This window comes from Pseudomonas sp. NPDC077451, assembly GCF_044543345.1.
Lineage (GTDB): Bacteria > Pseudomonadota > Gammaproteobacteria > Pseudomonadales > Pseudomonadaceae > Stutzerimonas.
Window position 1 is genome coordinate 542,906 of sequence record NZ_JBITVX010000002.1, and the last position, 16,208, is coordinate 559,113.

At 58.3% G+C, this 16,208-nt stretch carries 19 protein-coding genes; 9 read left to right on the forward strand and 10 right to left on the reverse strand.

All coding sequences use genetic code 11. The features are described from left to right. Window position 1: 1 nt before the first annotated feature. Both ACIGHL_RS06270 and ACIGHL_RS06275 read left to right on the forward strand, forming a co-directional pair. Window positions 2-1,918 carry an ATP-binding cassette domain-containing protein gene (locus tag ACIGHL_RS06270; protein ID WP_128120610.1) on the forward strand — a complete coding sequence of 639 codons (1,917 nt, stop codon included), beginning with the start codon at window positions 2-4 and terminating at the stop codon, window positions 1,916-1,918. A 127-nt stretch (window positions 1,919-2,045) separates the two neighbouring features. After that, window positions 2,046-2,738: a DUF6901 family protein gene (locus tag ACIGHL_RS06275; protein WP_128120611.1), complete on the forward strand. Its 693-nt coding sequence runs from the start codon at window positions 2,046-2,048 to the stop codon at window positions 2,736-2,738. A gap of 27 nt (window positions 2,739-2,765) precedes the next feature. On the opposite strand, the gene ACIGHL_RS06280 is transcribed toward ACIGHL_RS06275, so the two are convergent. Continuing rightward, a complete protein-coding gene (locus ACIGHL_RS06280; RefSeq protein WP_019341630.1) occupies window positions 2,766-3,206 on the reverse strand; it encodes a universal stress protein in 441 nt (146 codons plus the stop codon). Window positions 3,207-3,414: 208 nt separating this feature from the next. Between ACIGHL_RS06280 and ACIGHL_RS06285 the strand changes: the two genes are divergently transcribed. The 3 genes from ACIGHL_RS06285 to ACIGHL_RS06295 are packed head-to-tail and all read left to right on the forward strand — an operon-like array spanning window position 3,415 to window position 5,246. Further along, complete coding sequence (locus ACIGHL_RS06285; protein ID WP_064482142.1) at window positions 3,415-3,879, forward strand: hypothetical protein; 465 nt, start codon at window positions 3,415-3,417, stop codon at window positions 3,877-3,879. 51 nt (window positions 3,880-3,930) lie between these two features. After that, window positions 3,931-4,707: a class II glutamine amidotransferase gene (locus tag ACIGHL_RS06290; RefSeq protein ID WP_128120612.1), complete on the forward strand. Its 777-nt coding sequence runs from the start codon at window positions 3,931-3,933 to the stop codon at window positions 4,705-4,707. After that, entirely contained in the window at window positions 4,707-5,246 is a 540-nt protein-coding gene (locus tag ACIGHL_RS06295) for a DUF2937 family protein (RefSeq protein WP_128120613.1), read from the forward strand. Before ACIGHL_RS06290 ends, ACIGHL_RS06295 begins: the two co-directional genes overlap by 1 nt. Here the strand turns inward: ACIGHL_RS06295 and ACIGHL_RS06300 are convergent. The 5 genes from ACIGHL_RS06300 to ACIGHL_RS06320 form a co-directional block, all read right to left on the reverse strand. Then, a complete protein-coding gene (locus tag ACIGHL_RS06300; protein ID WP_128120614.1) occupies window positions 5,221-5,751 on the reverse strand; it encodes a hypothetical protein in 531 nt (176 codons plus the stop codon). The two genes, ACIGHL_RS06295 and ACIGHL_RS06300, sit on opposite strands and share 26 nt — an antisense overlap. A 34-nt stretch (window positions 5,752-5,785) precedes the next feature. Further along, entirely contained in the window at window positions 5,786-6,964 is a 1,179-nt protein-coding gene (locus tag ACIGHL_RS06305) for a vWA domain-containing protein (protein ID WP_064482145.1), read from the reverse strand. A 46-nt stretch (window positions 6,965-7,010) separates the two neighbouring features. Further along, a complete protein-coding gene (locus ACIGHL_RS06310; RefSeq protein ID WP_128120615.1) occupies window positions 7,011-7,409 on the reverse strand; it encodes a GFA family protein in 399 nt (132 codons plus the stop codon). A 49-nt stretch (window positions 7,410-7,458) separates the two neighbouring features. Then, window positions 7,459-8,304 carry an AAA family ATPase gene (locus tag ACIGHL_RS06315; RefSeq protein ID WP_019341637.1) on the reverse strand — a complete coding sequence of 282 codons (846 nt, stop codon included), beginning with the start codon at window positions 8,302-8,304 and terminating at the stop codon, window positions 7,459-7,461. A gap of 141 nt (window positions 8,305-8,445) precedes the next feature. Beyond that, window positions 8,446-9,522 carry an AsmA family protein gene (locus ACIGHL_RS06320; RefSeq protein ID WP_216706854.1) on the reverse strand — a complete coding sequence of 359 codons (1,077 nt, stop codon included), beginning with the start codon at window positions 9,520-9,522 and terminating at the stop codon, window positions 8,446-8,448. Window positions 9,523-9,660: 138 nt separating this feature from the next. On the opposite strand from ACIGHL_RS06320, the gene cysK reads away from it, so the two are divergent. Beyond that, the gene (gene cysK, locus ACIGHL_RS06325) at window positions 9,661-10,635 is read left to right on the forward strand and encodes a cysteine synthase A (protein ID WP_045428091.1); all 975 of its coding nucleotides are present in this window, start codon (window positions 9,661-9,663) and stop codon (window positions 10,633-10,635) included. Between the two features lie 71 nt (window positions 10,636-10,706). On the opposite strand, the gene ACIGHL_RS06330 is transcribed toward cysK, so the two are convergent. Continuing rightward, window positions 10,707-11,624, reverse strand: a complete 918-nt coding sequence (locus ACIGHL_RS06330; protein WP_128120616.1) for a DMT family transporter — start codon at window positions 11,622-11,624, stop codon at window positions 10,707-10,709. Between the two features lie 152 nt (window positions 11,625-11,776). Here ACIGHL_RS06330 and aceK point away from each other — a divergent pair, with 152 nt between their 5' ends. Both aceK and ACIGHL_RS06340 read left to right on the forward strand, forming a co-directional pair. Next, window positions 11,777-13,498: a bifunctional isocitrate dehydrogenase kinase/phosphatase gene (aceK, locus tag ACIGHL_RS06335; RefSeq protein ID WP_128120617.1), complete on the forward strand. Its 1,722-nt coding sequence runs from the start codon at window positions 11,777-11,779 to the stop codon at window positions 13,496-13,498. Window positions 13,499-13,677: 179 nt separating this feature from the next. Continuing rightward, complete coding sequence (locus ACIGHL_RS06340; protein WP_256203908.1) at window positions 13,678-13,803, forward strand: PA1414 family protein; 126 nt, start codon at window positions 13,678-13,680, stop codon at window positions 13,801-13,803. Between the two features lie 25 nt (window positions 13,804-13,828). Here ACIGHL_RS06340 and ACIGHL_RS06345 read toward each other — a convergent pair whose 3' ends face one another. Beyond that, window positions 13,829-14,500 (reverse strand): glutathione S-transferase family protein, encoded by a 672-nt coding sequence (locus ACIGHL_RS06345; RefSeq protein WP_128120618.1) that lies wholly within the window; start codon window positions 14,498-14,500, stop codon window positions 13,829-13,831. 91 nt (window positions 14,501-14,591) lie between these two features. On the opposite strand from ACIGHL_RS06345, the gene ACIGHL_RS06350 reads away from it, so the two are divergent. Beyond that, a complete protein-coding gene (locus ACIGHL_RS06350) occupies window positions 14,592-15,176 on the forward strand; it encodes a tRNA-uridine aminocarboxypropyltransferase (RefSeq protein ID WP_128120619.1) in 585 nt (194 codons plus the stop codon). Window positions 15,177-15,182: 6 nt separating this feature from the next. Here ACIGHL_RS06350 and ACIGHL_RS06355 read toward each other — a convergent pair whose 3' ends face one another. Both ACIGHL_RS06355 and ACIGHL_RS06360 read right to left on the reverse strand, forming a co-directional pair. Further along, entirely contained in the window at window positions 15,183-15,584 is a 402-nt protein-coding gene (locus tag ACIGHL_RS06355; RefSeq protein WP_128120620.1) for a YbaN family protein, read from the reverse strand. A 14-nt stretch (window positions 15,585-15,598) separates the two neighbouring features. Then, window positions 15,599-16,186 (reverse strand): UPF0149 family protein, encoded by a 588-nt coding sequence (locus ACIGHL_RS06360; protein ID WP_128120621.1) that lies wholly within the window; start codon window positions 16,184-16,186, stop codon window positions 15,599-15,601. Window positions 16,187-16,208: the final 22 nt, after the last annotated feature.

The window sequence follows — 16,208 nt, forward strand, 5'->3', positions numbered from 1 at the left end:
CATGACCCTGCTCAAGTTGACCGATGTGTCCCTCGCCTATGGCAACAATCCATTGCTTGATGGAGTGTCCTGGCAGATTGCGCGGGGTGAGCGGGTTTGTATTATCGGGCGTAACGGCACTGGCAAATCCAGCATGCTCAGCCTGGTCAAGGGCAGTCAGCTACCGGATGACGGCGAAATCTGGCGAGCGCCAGGGTTGAAGATTGGCGAGTTGCCGCAGGAATTGCCAATTGCCGATGAGCGTACCGTCTTCGATGTGGTGGCTGAGGGGCTGGCCGGGGTAGGGCAGCTGCTTGCCGAATATCATCATCTGAGCCAGAACATCCAGAACGAAGCCGATCTCGATAAGCTCATGCATGTCCAGCAGGCGCTCGAAGCCAAGGATGGATGGCGCCTGCAGCAATTGGTGGACAGCACCTTGAGCCGCTTGCAGTTGCCGGCCGATAAAACCCTCGCCGAGTTGTCCGGTGGTTGGCGACGGCGCGTGCTGCTGGCCCAGGCGCTGGTGTCAGAGCCCGATCTGCTGTTGCTCGACGAGCCCACCAACCACCTGGATATCGGCGCTATCGCCTGGCTGGAAGAAGCGCTCACCGGGTTCAACGGTGCGGTGCTGTTCATCACTCACGACCGCGCGTTCCTGCAGAACCTGGCAACCCGCATTCTTGAGCTTGATCGCGGCCATATGATCGACTGGAACGGCGACTACGCCAGCTTCCTGGTGCACAAGGAGCAGCAGCTGGCAGCCGAAGAGACGGCCAATGCGCTGTTCGACAAGAAGCTGGCTCAGGAAGAAGTGTGGATTCGCCAGGGCATCAAGGCGCGGCGTACCCGCAATGAAGGGCGCGTGCGAGCGCTGAAAGCCCTGCGTGCTGAACGTAGCGAACGACGCGAGCACCAGGGTAAGGCCAACATTCAGATCGATGCGGCTGAGAAGTCTGGCAAGCAGGTCATCGTTGTCGAGCATGCGAGCTTCGGACATCCGGGGGGCGAGTTGTTGATTCGCGACTTCTCGACGGTGTTGCAGCGTGGCGACCGTATCGGCTTGCTCGGCGCTAACGGTACCGGCAAAACCACGTTGCTCAAGCTTCTACTTGGCGATTTGCAACCAACCAGCGGCACGGTAGAAGCCGGCACCAAGCTGGAAGTGGCATATTTCGACCAACTGCGTCACCAGCTGGAACTGGAAAAGACCGTCATAGACAACGTTGCCGAGGGACGCGATTTCATCACCATCGACGGCCAGAACCGACATGTACTGAGCTACCTCGGAGACTTCCTGTTCAGTCCCCAGCGCGCCCGTACGCCGGTTAAGGCGCTCTCCGGCGGAGAGCGGGCACGGCTCTTGCTGGCCAAGCTGTTCAGCAAGCCCGCCAACCTGCTGGTCCTCGATGAGCCCACCAACGATCTCGATGTGGAAACCCTCGAGCTGTTGGAGGAAGTCCTGCTGAGTTTCCAGGGTACGGTTCTGATGGTGAGCCACGACCGGGCATTTCTCGATAACGTAGTGACCAGCACGCTGGTATTCGAAGGCAATGGCGTGGTCCGTGAGTACGTCGGCGGCTATCAGGATTGGCTGCGTCAAGGCGGCTCGGTAAAGTTGCTCGGCGTCGGTGAAGGCAAGGAGAGCAAAGAGGCGAAGGCCGAGGCGGCGCAGGCCAAGTCGGCTGCACAGCAAGCGCCTGCGGAGCCGACCCCGGCGAAAAAAAAGCTCAGTTACAAGGTTCAGCGCGAGCTGGAAGCACTGCCGGGCAAGATTGACGCAGTGGAAAAGGGCATCGCTGCGCTGCAAGAGGAGATGGCACAGCCGGCGTTCTATCAGCAGAGTGCTGAGCGGACCGGCGAAACCATCGCCAAGCTCGAAGCGATGCAGCTGGAACTCGATGCGCTGCTCGAGCGCTGGGCCGAGTTGGAGGGCTGAGCCGTCCGCAACGACGTGACCCCGGCCTGCAAGACCCGCACGTTCGCCGATAGAGCGTGCGACTTACGAGTCTGCGTTGAGCGGGACTTTGTGAAGATAACGATATCTGCCAGCAGACGGAGCATAGATGGCAATCGAATACCGAATCATCCTCGATGACGAGCATGAGTTCAGCTACCGGATCGAGCCGGACCGTGTCTTTGATCACGAGACTGCGAAGCTGGCGCCGAGATGGACGCGACTGGATCATCAGCAGTGCAACAATTGCCCGTTGAGTCGTAACGAGTTCAGCCATTGCCCGGCGGCGGTCGACCTGCATCGAGTCATCGAGGATTTCCAAGGTCTGCCCGCCATTCGTAAAGCGCAGGTGCATGTCCGTACCCCTGAGCGGGAGTACAACAAGCTGGTCGGGCTGGAAGAAGGATTGCGCGCGCTTCTGGGTGTGATCATGGCCACCAGTGCATGTCCGATACTTGGCCGGCTCAAGCCGATGGCCCATCAGCATTTGCCGTTCGCGAGCAATCAGGAGTTTGTACTTCGGGCGGTATCGCTGTACCTGGCGAGACAGTACTTCAACCTGCGCGAAGGACGGCACGCCGATTGGGAGTTGCGGGGATTGGTGAGGTCGTTCCAGCAGTTGCAGCTGGTCAATCAAGCGTTCTGGCAGCGCATCCACGATACCTGTCACGAGGACTCGAACTTAAAGGCCTTCCTGACCTTCTTCTCCATGGCATCGAGCCTGACCTACTCGTTGGAGACGCAGCTGCAAAAGATTCGGCCACTTGTGATGAGTGCCGGGGACGGAGTCGAAACGGCCTGAACCAGCTGACTCAGGCCGGGCGACGGATCACTCGGGTTTTTTCAGGCGTACGGCGAGCACATCGCAGGGCGCACCATGCAGGATGTCATTGGACGTGGAGCCAAGCAGCAAAGCGAGGCCGTGGCGGCCATGGCTACCCACCACTACCAGATCACAGCCTTGCTCCTTGGCCAGTCGGTGAACTTCCTGACGAGGCTGACCGTAGGCCAGGTGGCGTTGTTCCGCGGTTAGCCCCGGATAACGATCAGCGAACCCGGCCAAGCGCTCACGGGCTTGGTCGAACTGCTGTTGTTGCAGCATTGAAAGATCCATTGGCACGTCCCCACCGAAGGCCATCGCCATGGGTTCGATGACATGGACCAACGCCAGTTTCGCACCGCTGGCGGTCGCCAGCGCCTGAGCGCGCGCGACCACTGGATGGCAATCGTCGTTCAGGTCGGTGGCGACCAGAATATGCTGGTAGATCATGATGAATCTCCTGAAATGTCGGTTGCTACAAGTATGGCTTCTAGGCACGCGATATGGGCTGCAACGCGTTTTTTTTCAGGGTTTATACGGCGTTGGATGCGCAATGGCCAGCTGCATTGCATCAGTTGGCTAGCCGTGCCGTCGCTCACGACTGTTATCATGCCCGGCGTTAATGCCGGGGCTTCCTCCGGCCTGTACAGAGATCGCCATGTTCCTACCCGCCAATGAATATTTGCTTGCCTGGTCTGCCTACGGTATCGCTGCGCTGGGCTGCTTGCTGGTCTGGTTGCGCATCACCCGTCCCCTGTGGCGCTGGCTGCGCGAGCCGTTGCGGCTGATCATGGCCGTGTTGCTGCTGACGCCGACCATCGTCGATCCCGCAAAGGATCTGTTCGCCCCGGCGGTCGCCATTACAGCTCTGGATCTGTTGTTCAAGGTCGGCAGTAATGCCTGGCGTGCCGTGGCTGACCTCGCGCTCTACGGCTTGATTGCATTCGCCATCTATGCGGTTTTTGTGCTTATACGTTGGCTGATCGAGCGGCGGGCGAAACAGCACCCGAGCGAATCGCGCCATGAGGACCCTCGTACCCTGCGCGAACGACTCGAGGATGACGACGAAGAGGACTACCGTCCGATGAACCGCTACGAGGCGCGGACCGAACCCAGACTCTGACGCTGAACCTTTCTCACCCAAGGCGCAGCAGAACCTATCGGGAGATAGCGCATGTGTGAACTGCTCGGCATGAGCGCCAATGTACCCACCGACATCCACTTCAGCTTTACCGGACTGATGCAACGCGGCGGCCGCACTGGACCACACAAGGACGGCTGGGGTATTGCGTTCTACGAAGGCCGCGGTCTGCGACTGTTCCAAGATCCGGTGGCCAGCTGCGAGTCGGAAGTGGCGAAGATGGTTCAGCATTACCTGATTAAAAGTCATGTGGTGATCGGCCATATCCGTCACGCCAACGTCGGCAAAGTTGCGCTGGTCAATACGCATCCTTTCGTCCGGGAGCTGTGGGGGCAGCATTGGTGTTTTGCCCACAACGGCCAACTAGCGGATTTCAGCCCGGCTCGCGGCTTCTATCAGCCGGTAGGTGATACGGACAGCGAAGCGGCATTCTGCGATTTGCTCAATCTCATACGCGGCGACTTTCCCGAGCGGGTCGCTGCGGAGGATCTGGTCCCGCATCTGCTCGATGCCTGTGCCAGTTACCGTGCCAAAGGCGTATTCAACTGCTTGCTCAGTAATGGTGAATGGCTGTTCAGTTTCTGCTCAACCAAGCTGGCGCAGATCACCCGTCGCGCCCCTTTCGGCCCGGCGCAACTGAAAGATGCTGAACTGACGGTGGACTTCAATGCGGAGACGACGCCAAACGACGTCGTGACAGTGCTGGCGACCGAGCCATTAACCGACAACGAGCAGTGGGATATTCATCAATCGGGCGAATGGACGCTGTGGCGTCTGGGCGAGTGTGTTGCGCGCGGGCAGGTGCAATGATGTTGAGAAGCTATCTGCGGCTGACCTTGTTTGCCCTTGGGTTGCTCATCGGTATTCAGGTGCCGGGCTTCATCGATGCGTACAGTGATCACGTCGAGGCGCGTCGGCTGGAGGCGCAGCTGGGTCTGGTTGGGTTCCAGGAAACAGCCGGGCGATTTTTCAAAGGTGATCTGAACGCCTTGGTCGAGCATTACCGAGCCAGCGAAGATGCGGTGTTTCAGAGCGACGCGCGCAGCGTTTCGGCATTGGTCGAGCGCGCCCGTTTGCTTGATCGTGAATGGCGGATCATGGAAGGGCCTTGGTACGCACAGGCCTGGCACGTGTTGGTCGGGGCAAACAGTGAGATAAGACGCCAGGTCTGGAATAGCTACCGCTTTCAGGTACTGCTGGCGCCCGAGGCCATCGCCTGGGGCCTAAGCTGCGCACTGTTGCTTGCGTGGATCATCGAAAGCCTTTTCGTCTTGCTTCGCCAGGCTCTGTTTCCACAGCGTTATCGACGCCGCCGTCGTACGGCTAGCCCGCTTCCGTCAAAGCGATAGTCCGGACGCCTTGGGGATGTGTTACTTGCGCGGTGACGCGGTAAGCCCATTCCCCCAGACCTAACTGAAAGATAGGCAAGCAGAAGGTCGACGGGATTAGCCATGTGAGCGAAGAGGACCCAATGATCAGTAAGGCAGCTTGAATAGGCTCCCCATCGCCTAACCCTGACACCTGCTGAAGAATGCCTACGACAGCCGTCCAGATCACCAGCATCTGGACCAGTATCCAACTACCGAAGGCAGCATTTGCTAGCCTCAACGTGGGTCGGTGAGTCGGCTTGGCCGTTGCGGTTAGCCACCAAATCAGTAGCAGAGCCGAAGCGGCAAGATTCACGATAATGATGGTCTGCTCATAGCCCAACGCAAAGCGGGCTATCGCTGGCGCATTGGCACCGATGCTATGTATGGCACGCTCACCTGATAAGCCAAAGGCTGCTTGTAGCGCACCGGCCATGGAGATGGCCGTCACGGCTGTGACGGCCCAAAGGGCCAATCGTGTTTTCATCGGTGCGTCCCTGCAGCTGAAGATCGATAGCGACCTATTTCGACAAAAACTTCATGCCTTCTTCCAGTCCGCTCAAGGTTAGTGGATACATGCGGTCCTCCAGCAAGTCGCGGATGATGCCTGTGGAAGAGGTGTAGCCCCAGGTATCCTTCGGGTAAGGGTTGATCCAGATGAGCTTTTTGTATTTTTCCATGAAGCGCTGCATCCAGACGTAGCCGGCTTCCTCGTTCCAGTGCTCTACGCTGCCGCCAGGCTGGGTGATTTCGTAGGGCGCCATGGCCGCGTCGCCAACGAAGACCACCTTGTAGTCGGCACCGTACTTATGCAGCAGGTCCAGGGTCGAGGTGCGTTCGGAAGTCCGGCGGAAATTGTTTTTCCAGACCGACTCATAGATGAAGTTGTGAAAGTAGAAGTACTCGAGGTGCTTGAACTCCGTCTTGCAGGCGGAGAACAACTCTTCGCAGACCTTGACGTGCGCATCCATCGAACCGCCAATGTCGAACAGGATCAGCAGCTTCACCGCATTGCGACGCTCGGGGCGCATCTGGATATTCAGCAGGCCGCCGTCTTTAGCGGTGTGGTCGATGGTGCCGTCCAGGTCCAGTTCGTCTTGCGCGCCCTGGCGAGCGAACTTGCGCAAGCGGCGTAGCGCGACCTTGATATTGCGCGTCCCCAGCTCGACCTGATCGTCGAGGTTCTTGTATTCGCGCTGATCCCATACCTTCACTGCCTTGCCTTGACGCTTGCCTGCGTCACCGATGCGGATGCCCTCGGGGTTGTAGCCGCCGGAGCCAAAAGGACTGGTACCGCCCGTGCCGATCCACTTGTTGCCGCCGGCATGTTTGCCTTTCTGCTCCTCGAGACGTTTCTTGAACTCCTCGATCAGCTTGTCCAAGCCACCTAGCGACTCGATCTTGGCGCGCTCTTCATCGCTCAAGGAACGCTCGAACTCCTTGCGCAGCCACTCTTCTGGAATCAAGGCTTCGATATGCTGATCCAGATTTTCCAGGCCTTTGAAATAGGCGCCGAAGGCACGATCGAACTTGTCGAAGTGCCGCTCATCCTTCACCAGAATCGCCCGGGACAGATAATAGAACTCATCCATATCGGCGAACACGACGTTGTGTTTCAACGCATTGATCAGATCGAGCAGCTCGCGCACCGACACCGGAACCTTGGCGGCGCGCATCTCATTGAACAGGCCAAGCAACATGGCAGAACCTCAGGCGTGCCGTCATCGCGGCACCTTGTATTAATGGTCAGCGGTCTTCGTCGTGCGTCGGGAGTCCGTCGCGGATCTCGTACCAGTCCGCCTTCGAGCCCACAAAGATGTGCTCCTGAGACGGGGCGGGCAACGGCGAGTCGAGCGTGCCGGCAGCAACGCCGAGCTCATGCTCGCGGTTGTCGACGAATTGCAGGTTGGAGCCGCAGCGAATGCAGAACGTCCGAGTCACATGGTCGGACGAGTGATAGACACCCAACTGATCCTTGCCGGAGAGAAAGTGAAACGCATCCAGCGGCACGCCCGCATAAGTGGCAAAAGCCGCACCGTGGGCTTTGCGACACATCTTGCAGTGACAATGGGTCAGCTCGTTGATCGGAGCGTCGATGCGATAACGAACGACGCCACAGAGGCAACTACCGGTATGCGTTTGCATGGATCTTCTCCAGTAAGTGAGGCGTCCGACTCCTGTGAGCCGCCGCCGGTCAGCGACTGGCGCGACGACTCATGAACGCCAGACGTTCAAGCAATTGCACGTCCTGCTCGTTTTTCACCAGGGCGCCGGCCAACGGCGGGATCGCCTTGGTCGGATCGCGCTCGCGCAGGACGGCTTCGCCGATGTTGTCGGCCATCAACAGTTTCAGCCAGTCGACCAGCTCGCTGGTGGACGGCTTCTTCTTCAGGCCTGGCACCTTACGTACATCAAAGAACACATCGAGCGCTTCGGCCACCAGATCCTTCTTGATATTGGGGTAGTGCACGTCGACGATCCGCTGCAGCGTGTCGCGATCAGGGAAGGCGATGTAGTGGAAGAAACAGCGGCGCAGGAAGGCGTCGGGCAGTTCCTTCTCGTTGTTCGAGGTGATGATGATGATCGGCCGCTGCTTGGCCTTGATGGTTTCGTTGGTCTCGTAAACGTAGAACTCCATCTTGTCGAGTTCTTGCAGCAGATCGTTGGGGAACTCGATATCGGCCTTGTCGATCTCGTCGATCAGCAGGATGACGCGCTGCTCGGACTCGAACGCCTCCCACAGCTTGCCCTTCTTGATGTAGTTGCGTACGTCGTGGACACGGTCGGAGTCCAGCTGCGAGTCACGCAGTCGGCTGACGGCGTCGTACTCATAAAGCCCCTGATGGGCTTTGGTGGTGGATTTGATATGCCAGGTGATCAGCTGCGCGCCAAATGATTCAGCCAGTTGCTCGGCCAGCATGGTTTTACCAGTGCCCGGCTCGCCTTTCACCAGAAGCGGACGCTCCAGGGTGATGGCCGCATTAACGGCAAGTTTGAGATCGTCTGTGGCGACGTAGGACTGGGTGCCTTCGAACTTCATCGGAGTTTCCTTGGATCGGGCCTGGCACGCAGGCACTTCATGTTGATTTAGACGACCGACTATAAGTGATGGGCGCCCGAGTGTGAACGTGAGCGGATCATTCAGTCACTGAATGGGCGACCTTTCCGTCGGTGTTCGCGCTTACTCGTCATTTTCACCCAGCGAGCGCTCGAAGCGCGCCGAGAAGGCCTCTACGAAGGCGTTACGCAGGATTGCGATGAATGCTTGGAAAGGGCTTACGTCGGTGTTCTTGGTACTGCCATCCAGCTCTACGCGCGTGGCGAATTGTTCCTTGCGCTGGTTCTGCAGCATTTCCTCACCACCGCCAACAACCGCTTCCCAGATACCGCGAAAGAAACCTTTGTCTTCGTTCTTAACGTCTTGCTCGAAGTTGAATACTTCGACGTTACGCAGCAGCGGCTTGATATAGCCGTCCAGCTGAGCGTCGGTGGCCTCGACTTCAATCACCAGATCGCCAGTGCCGCCTGCGAAATCAAAGCTTCCGTAGGCGTTGCTGAAGTCATTCAGTTTGGTCAGATCGACGTCTGTAACACGCAAGCTGAACTGGAAGTCTTCCCAGTCTGTATAGGGATCGAACTGTGCACTGGCTTCCATCGGTGCCTGATTGAATAACTGTGCTTTGCCCTCGAATCGCGCGACGCGCCCTTGCTTCTGATCCGCAGTCTTGGTCAGGTTGAAGAGGCTGGCGTCGATCGCGCTGGCATAGACATGAACGGGCGGGTTCGCCTGGAAGTTGCGAAACGAGACTTGCCCGTCGACGACTTTCAGTTCATTGAGCGTAAACGGCATCAAACCATTGAGACGATCACGCCAATCGACCCCATCGCCCGTTTGCGAGCTTTCCTGTTCCTCACCGTCGACGAAGTTCAGGTGAGGCTGTTCCAAAATGATTTCACCAACCAGCGCTTGATCTTTCCACAGCGCCCGCCAACTAAGACCGATATCGACAGCGTTTGCGGTAAACAGCGGCGCCTGGACTTGCTGGTTTTTTTTGTCAATCACCAGACTATCGAGCCGATAGGCGCCACGCCACCAGGCGAGGTCGACGTCTTCGATGTGGCCTCGGTAGTCTCCCAAATCCGCAAGTTTGCCGTTCAGGTAGTTAAGTACTACGTAGGGCAGTGCCAGATGAATAACCATTACCAGTAGTGCAAGTGACAACAAGACCCACAGCGGGCGGCGATAACGTGTCTTCATTGGAGGCCTGATCGAGCGGAAACATGGGCGGCTCTGCTTCTGGATGGACCCTTGTCGCCAACTATGAGTTCGGCTGGACGAGTCGAGAGACTGCGCTTAGGCTGATCAGTCTTGGTTTTTCATCGCAGGGATACCGTCATGAGCCGCATCTTCGCTGACAACGCGCAAACCATCGGCAACACGCCACTGGTAATGATCAACCGTCTGGGGCCTAAGGGCGTCAGCATCATGGCCAAGATCGAGGGTCGAAACCCGGCTTATTCAGTCAAGTGCCGGATCGGCGCGGCGATGATCTGGGATGCCGAAGAAAAGGGACGTCTGAAGCCAGGTATGACGCTGGTTGAGCCGACCTCTGGGAACACGGGCATTGGCTTGGCCTTCGTTGCCGCGGCGCGTGGCTACAAGCTGATGCTGACCATGCCGGCCTCGATGAGTCTGGAGCGCCGCAAGGTATTGAAGGCGCTCGGCGCTGAGCTTGTGCTCACTGAACCGGCAAAAGGCATGAAAGGCGCGATCGAGAAAGCCGCCGAGATTGCAGCATCCGATCCTGACAACTATTTCATGCCTCAACAGTTCGAAAATCCGTCTAACCCTGCCATTCACGAAAAAACCACCGGGCCGGAAATCTGGAACGACACCGAAGGCAGTATCGACGTGCTGGTGGCGGGCGTGGGAACAGGTGGCACCATCACTGGCGTGTCGCGCTATATCAAGAACACTAAGGGCAAGCAGATCCTGAGCGTTGCGGTGGAGCCGGTCAGCTCCCCTGTAATCAGCCAGACCCTGGCGGGCGAAGAGGTCAAACCGAGTCCGCACAAGATTCAGGGGATCGGTGCCGGCTTTGTGCCGAAGAATCTGGATTTGTCGATCGTCGATCAGGTCGAGCGTGTCGATGATGATGAGTCAAAGGCCATGGCGCTGCGCCTGATGCGCGAAGAAGGCATCCTCTGTGGGATCTCCTGCGGTGCTGCGATGGCGGCGGCGGTCCGTCTGGCCGAAAAGCCGGAAATGCAGGGCAAGAACATCGTGGTGATCCTGCCCGACTCAGGTGAGCGTTACCTGTCGTCCATGCTGTTCTCCGATATGTTCGGCGAGCAAGAGCTACAGCAGTAATCCGCCCTGCGCCGGGATGTGTTGCAGCCTGGCGCAGCCACCAGAGGCCAGGCGCGCGGCGCCAAACCCGTCTAGCCGCGTTGGGGTTGGGGCGCAGTCTCAACTGGGGATGGTGCCTGTTTCAGCACGAGCCAGAGCGCCACGGCGATCAGCGCGCCACCGTAGGCGTAGGCCCAGTCCAGCGGTTCGCCCAGAAACAGAGCTCCCCATAGCACCCCAAACGGCGGAATGATGAACGTCACCGTCAGCGTTCGAACCGGACCGATATCGGCAAGCAGGCGGAAGTAGAGGATGTAGGCAAAGGCCGTGCAAACGATGCCGAGGCCAGCAAGGCTTAGCCAGACGGTGCTGCCGCCCCAGGAAACAGGCGGTGCTGTCAGCAAAGAAATAGCGAACAGCGGCAGCAAACATAGTGCCGCGCCGACCTGGCTTCCGAAGGCGACCAGTTCGCTAGTCAGACCGCCATGTTGGTTGATCCAGCGCCGGGTCAGGAAGCCGCCAAATCCATAGCACGCGGTTGCACCCAGGCAGGCGAGTGCGCCGATTAGCAGTTGTAGGTCGAATGCGACAGGACCGGTGCGCGTCAGCAATGCAACGCCGCTCATGCCGAACAGCACGCCAACCAGTTTTGCTGCAGTCAGTGCTTCGGCGAAGAATAATGCGCCGATGAGTACGCCCATCATCGGTGTGGTCGCATTGAAGATCGCCGAATAGCCAGTCGGCAGGAATTGCGCCGCAAATGCATAGAGAGCGAACGGAATGCCTGAGTTGATCATGCCCAGGATCAGGCACAGCTTTAGTTTGCCGCGAAAATCCCAGCGGGTCCGCATGAGCGCCAGAATCGCCAGCAGGCCAATGCAAGCGAACAGCACACGGAAGAAAGCGGTGGGGAAAGTGCCAAGCTCCGGCGCGATGATCCGCATGAAGAGAAAGCTGGCACCCCAGATTGCGGCAAGACTGAGCAGACGCAACAGGTCGAGAAGTCGCATAGCAGAGCTCCGGCGGTCGAGTCGTCAGTGTTGGTGAGGCGGGCTCGCCTGACAACTCTAAACTCGCTTTCAAACGCCCGTTGAGCTGACTCGCTTTCATTGAGAAGTTGCTGTGGATAAGCTCGACGCTTTCATGCAGCGGGATAAATGATATGGCGCAGCATTCGCCGAACCTCGAGATCGCCCAGCAGATCCTTCAGGGCTTCGATGACTACCGCGAACAGTTCAGGTTGATCACTGAGGGCGCCCGGGCACGCTTCGAGCAAGCCCGGTGGCAAGATGCCCAGCGTGCATCGGCAGCGCGTATCAACCTGTACGAAGAAAAGGTCAGCGAGACAGCGGCAGCCTTGCGCTCTGCTGTGGAACCAGGGGTTCTGCTCGACGTGAACCGTTGGCCACAGGTCAAGGATGAATACATTGGACTGATCAATCCACGCTTTGACGATGAGCTTTCGGAAACTTGGTACAACTCGATCTTCTGTACCTTGTTCAGCCATGACTGCATCAATGACAGCACCATGTTCATCCACACCACGCGGCCGGCTAACCGCGCCCAGCGGATGGCGCAGACGCGGCGCTACCAACCCAGTGGTGATCTGCACGGTGTGCTCGAACAGATTCTCAGCGACTTTGCGTTCGACGTGCCCTACGCTGATCGGGAAGGAGATTTGCAGCGGCTCGAGACTCAGCTGCAGGTGTCCTTACCCGATTGGGTCTGCAAGGATCCGGAACTCGTCGTCGAGCTCTTCACCTCGGTGCTGTATCGCAACAAAGGCGCATATCTTGTGGGGCGCATCTTCACCTGCGACGAGCAATGGCCGCTGGTGATCCCGCTGTTGCACCGGGAAGGCGATGGATTGGTTGCCGATGCCCTGATTACCGATGAGGCGGAAGTTTCGATCATCTTCTCCTTCACCCGCTCGTACTTCATGGTGGAAGTTTCTATCCCGGCGGAGTTCATCGGCTTTCTCAAGCAGATCATGCCCGGCAAGCACATCGCCGAGCTCTATACCTCGATCGGCTTCTACAAACACGGTAAATCGGAGTTCTACCGGGCGCTGATTAACCATCTGGCTAGCACTGACGACCGCTTCATCATGGCGCCCGGCGTGCGCGGGATGGTGATGAGCGTGTTCACGCTGCCTGGCTTCAATACCGTGTTCAAGATCATCAAGGATCGCTTTTCCCATACCAAGAACGTTAACCGCGCGACGGTGGTGGAAAAGTACCGCTTGGTGAAAAGTGTCGACCGGGTAGGGCGCATGGCGGACACGCAGGAGTTCGCCGATTTCCGCTTTCCAAAAGCTAAATTCGAACCAGAGTGCCTCGCTGAATTGCTTGAGGTTGCACCCTCTACGGTCGAGGTCCAAGGCGATACGGTACTGGTGCGTCACTGCTGGACCGAGCGGCGAATGACCCCGTTGAACCTGTACGTGGAAAACGCAAGCGAACAGCAGGTCCATGAAGCGTTGGAAGACTACGGGCTGGCTATCAAACAACTGGCGGCTGCCAACATCTTCCCCGGAGACATGCTGCTGAAGAACTTCGGTGTGACCCGCCATGGCCGCGTCGTGTTCTACGATTACGACGAGATATGCTTTCTCACCGAGGTCAATTTCCGCTACATACCCGAGCCTCGATACCCCGAAGATGAAATGGCATCTGAGCCCTGGTATTCCGTAGGGCCCAACGATGTGTTCCCGGAGGAGTTCCCTCGCTTTTTGTTTGCCGATATCGGGCAGCGCCGGCTGTTCGCGAAGCTGCATGGAGAGCTCTACGACGCTAACTATTGGAAGGGCCTGCAGCAGGCAATCAGCGACGGCAAGGTGATCGATGTCTTTCCCTATCGTCGCAAGATGCAGACTGCCCAGTAGTCGCGCCAGGCGAACGCTTTCGGACAGTGCGGGTCGCTATTCATAAGAGCCGGACGAACGGCGCGTTGGCTGAATACTCTGCAACACCTCTTGCAGGTTATGTTGCGATTGTTGAGTTATGCTGATCTCGAAGTCCCAGGGCTCCACCAAAAACCCGTATCAAGCAGGAGGGGTTAGTCATGAAAGCATTGCTCAATAGTGTGTGCTGGAATCTGGCAGTGGCGCTTGGGTTTGTCGAACCGCCTCGTTTGCAGCCGATCCCGGTACGAGCGCAACGAGACAAAGCAGCGGCCCAGCGTCGCTGACCTCGGCGGGCCGGGCGCGGTAGCTCTAGCGCCCCGGCATCACCGGACCACCTTTTTCAACGGCGCGCTGATAAGCGGGTCGCTCTCTTATACGCTTCAAGAATGCCGTCAGGTTTGGCCGACTCGCGTCCAGGCCTGCGCGCGCCTGAGCGGCTTCTAGCGGAAAGTTCATCTGAATGTCCGCTACGGTAAAATCTTCGCCCGCGAACCATTGCGTCTTGGATAACTCGCTTTCCATGTAGTCCAGATGCAGCTTGAGCTGCGGGCCGATGAACGCTTGATTGGCCCCTTTGGCGATCGCTCGGGTCACGGGCCGGATGAAAAATGGCATCGGTCCGTTGGCGACGCGATCGAAGACCAGTCGTAGCAGCAGGGGCGGCATTGCCGAGCCCTCCGCGTAATGCATCCAATAACGAAAACGAAGGTATTCTGGGGTGCCGGCAGTGGGCGCTAGCCGGCCTTCGCCGTAGCGTTCGACCAAATACTCCAGAATGGCTGCGGACTCGGCGAGGGTGAGGTCGCCGTCAGTAATCACAGGGGATTTGCCCAGCGGGTGCACCTGCTTCAGCTCGGGCGGCGCCAGCATGGTTTTCGGGTCCCGGGCGTAACGCTTGATTTCGTAGGGTAGCTGCAGCTCCTCTAGCAGCCACAGCACACGTTGCGAGCGAGAGTTTTCCAGATGGTGGAGCGTGATCATTGGCGACTGCCTCCCAGTTTTCAGTGAGTGGGACCAGCATAGCCTGCCGTTGCGTGCGATATGGCAGACTTCGTCGACCACAGGAGAAGTCATGTCCCGTCCGCAATGCCCGTACTGTCAGCGGCCTTCCAGCCACTGTTTGTGCCCGTTGATCCCCTCGCTGACTAGCGAGACGCAGGTGCTTATCCTGCAGCACCCCAGCGAAACCGCGCATGCGCTCAACACGGCTCGATTGGCCGCCTTGGGGCTGCGCAGTGCAAAGCTGGTGGTGGGCGAAGTCGTCAGCGTTCCAGCCGATGAGCGTGACAACTATCTGCTATTTCCCGGGGAGGGTGCCATTCCGCTGGAAAGCCTGGCGCAGGGTGAGAAACCGTTGCGACTGGTCGTCCCGGATGGCACGTGGCGAAAGGCGCGCAAAATGCTTCATCTCAATCCCGAGCTGGCGACCTTGCCTCGCGTTTCACTGCCCACGGGGCTCGTCTCCCGTTACCGCTTGCGGAAGGCGCCGGCGCCAGGTGCGCTTTCAACCCTCGAAGCCATTGTCACGGCGTTGAACATACTGGAGGGCGAAGGGCGGTTCGATAGATTGCTTCGTCCGTTTGAAGCCTTGATCGAGGCGCAGATAGATGCGATGGGCCAAGAAACCTACCAGCGTAATCATGGCCGTGAGGGCTGAGGTTTCTCAACGGGCAGGGATCGTTTTCATGCGGAGGATATAGAGGCTGACCAGCGTTGCGCTGGTCAGCATGCCGATACGCGCCCAGAACATCGGTACCAGCCAGCAGGAGACGCCGATGCTGATCCACATGGTCGTAATAGCGTAAACCTTGCCCTTGAGTGGAATGCCTTTACCTTCCAGGTAATCGCAGAACCAAGGACCTAGCCGGGGGTGTGTCACGAGCCAGTCGTAGAAACGACGAGAGCTACGGACGAAGCAGGCAGCAGCAAGAAGAAGAAAAGGCGTGGTTGGCAGGACCGGCAGGAAGATTCCGATGATGCCGAGCGTGACGCTTAACCAACCGATCACCAGCAGCACATAACGTGCTACTGGATTGCGATACGTTGGAATATCGCGGTGAGCCAAGAGGCTATCCGGCGTCAGTGCTTGCGAGGTTTGAGAAGTGCGGGCTTCTCTTCAGGTGCGTGACAGATCAGGTACAGCGCCGTAAGGATCTCTGGAATCTGCTCGACCATCTCCGCGACCAGGTTCGGATCTGTGGCGATATCGCTGAATTCGGGTTGCTCGTCGAAAAGACCTGATCCGACCATGATCGGCAACAGCAGCTCGCTGACTTCCTCTTCGGAATCTTCGAACCACACCGACTCGCGCATGAACACGCCTTCCATGAAGCCGATGCACCAGCCGCGCAGGTCGGATTCGTCAGGCTCGTCGCCCATGTCGAGTTCGCAGGGGAGCTCCATGTCTTCATCACTGGCCAGTTGCCGTGCAATGTGTGCCTTGAGCTGGATCAGCGTCGCCTCGATGGCTTCGCGCTCGGTGTCGTCCGCATATTTTGGCGGCTCGGCAAACAGCGCGTCGATCCATTCGCGTTCCGGCACTTGCTCCGAACAGATGCACAAGGCGGTGAGATAGCCATGGGCGGCGATGTAATCGAGGGCTTCTTCGTGCAGATCATCTGCATCCAGAAACACTTGCAGGCGGGCGAGTTGCTCGGCGAAGGACATCGATGGCTACCTTGGAGAGAAA

What these genes read in the sequence shown, in the direction of transcription:
- ACIGHL_RS06290 (WP_128120612.1), top strand. Translation starts at nt 3,931, where the DNA reads ATGTGTGAACTGCTCGGCATGAGCGCCAATGTACCCACCGACATCCAC.
- ACIGHL_RS06305 (WP_064482145.1), bottom strand. Translation starts at nt 6,964, where the DNA reads ATGTTGCTTGGCCTGTTCAATGAGATGCGCGCCGCCAAGGTTCCGGTG.
- ACIGHL_RS06330 (WP_128120616.1), bottom strand. Translation starts at nt 11,624, where the DNA reads ATGCGACTTCTCGACCTGTTGCGTCTGCTCAGTCTTGCCGCAATCTGG.
- ACIGHL_RS06280 (WP_019341630.1), bottom strand. Translation starts at nt 3,206, where the DNA reads ATGATCTACCAGCATATTCTGGTCGCCACCGACCTGAACGACGATTGC.
- ACIGHL_RS06340 (WP_256203908.1), top strand. Translation starts at nt 13,678, where the DNA reads ATGAAAGCATTGCTCAATAGTGTGTGCTGGAATCTGGCAGTGGCGCTT.
- cysK (WP_045428091.1), top strand. Translation starts at nt 9,661, where the DNA reads ATGAGCCGCATCTTCGCTGACAACGCGCAAACCATCGGCAACACGCCA.
- ACIGHL_RS06310 (WP_128120615.1), bottom strand. Translation starts at nt 7,409, where the DNA reads ATGCAAACGCATACCGGTAGTTGCCTCTGTGGCGTCGTTCGTTATCGC.
- ACIGHL_RS06275 (WP_128120611.1), top strand. Translation starts at nt 2,046, where the DNA reads ATGGCAATCGAATACCGAATCATCCTCGATGACGAGCATGAGTTCAGC.
- ACIGHL_RS06295 (WP_128120613.1), top strand. Translation starts at nt 4,707, where the DNA reads ATGTTGAGAAGCTATCTGCGGCTGACCTTGTTTGCCCTTGGGTTGCTC.
- ACIGHL_RS06315 (WP_019341637.1), bottom strand. Translation starts at nt 8,304, where the DNA reads ATGAAGTTCGAAGGCACCCAGTCCTACGTCGCCACAGACGATCTCAAA.
- ACIGHL_RS06320 (WP_216706854.1), bottom strand. Translation starts at nt 9,522, where the DNA reads ATGAAGACACGTTATCGCCGCCCGCTGTGGGTCTTGTTGTCACTTGCA.
- ACIGHL_RS06360 (WP_128120621.1), bottom strand. Translation starts at nt 16,186, where the DNA reads ATGTCCTTCGCCGAGCAACTCGCCCGCCTGCAAGTGTTTCTGGATGCA.
- ACIGHL_RS06300 (WP_128120614.1), bottom strand. Translation starts at nt 5,751, where the DNA reads ATGAAAACACGATTGGCCCTTTGGGCCGTCACAGCCGTGACGGCCATC.
- ACIGHL_RS06285 (WP_064482142.1), top strand. Translation starts at nt 3,415, where the DNA reads ATGTTCCTACCCGCCAATGAATATTTGCTTGCCTGGTCTGCCTACGGT.
- ACIGHL_RS06350 (WP_128120619.1), top strand. Translation starts at nt 14,592, where the DNA reads ATGTCCCGTCCGCAATGCCCGTACTGTCAGCGGCCTTCCAGCCACTGT.
- aceK (WP_128120617.1), top strand. Translation starts at nt 11,777, where the DNA reads ATGGCGCAGCATTCGCCGAACCTCGAGATCGCCCAGCAGATCCTTCAG.
- ACIGHL_RS06270 (WP_128120610.1), top strand. Translation starts at nt 2, where the DNA reads ATGACCCTGCTCAAGTTGACCGATGTGTCCCTCGCCTATGGCAACAAT.
- ACIGHL_RS06345 (WP_128120618.1), bottom strand. Translation starts at nt 14,500, where the DNA reads ATGATCACGCTCCACCATCTGGAAAACTCTCGCTCGCAACGTGTGCTG.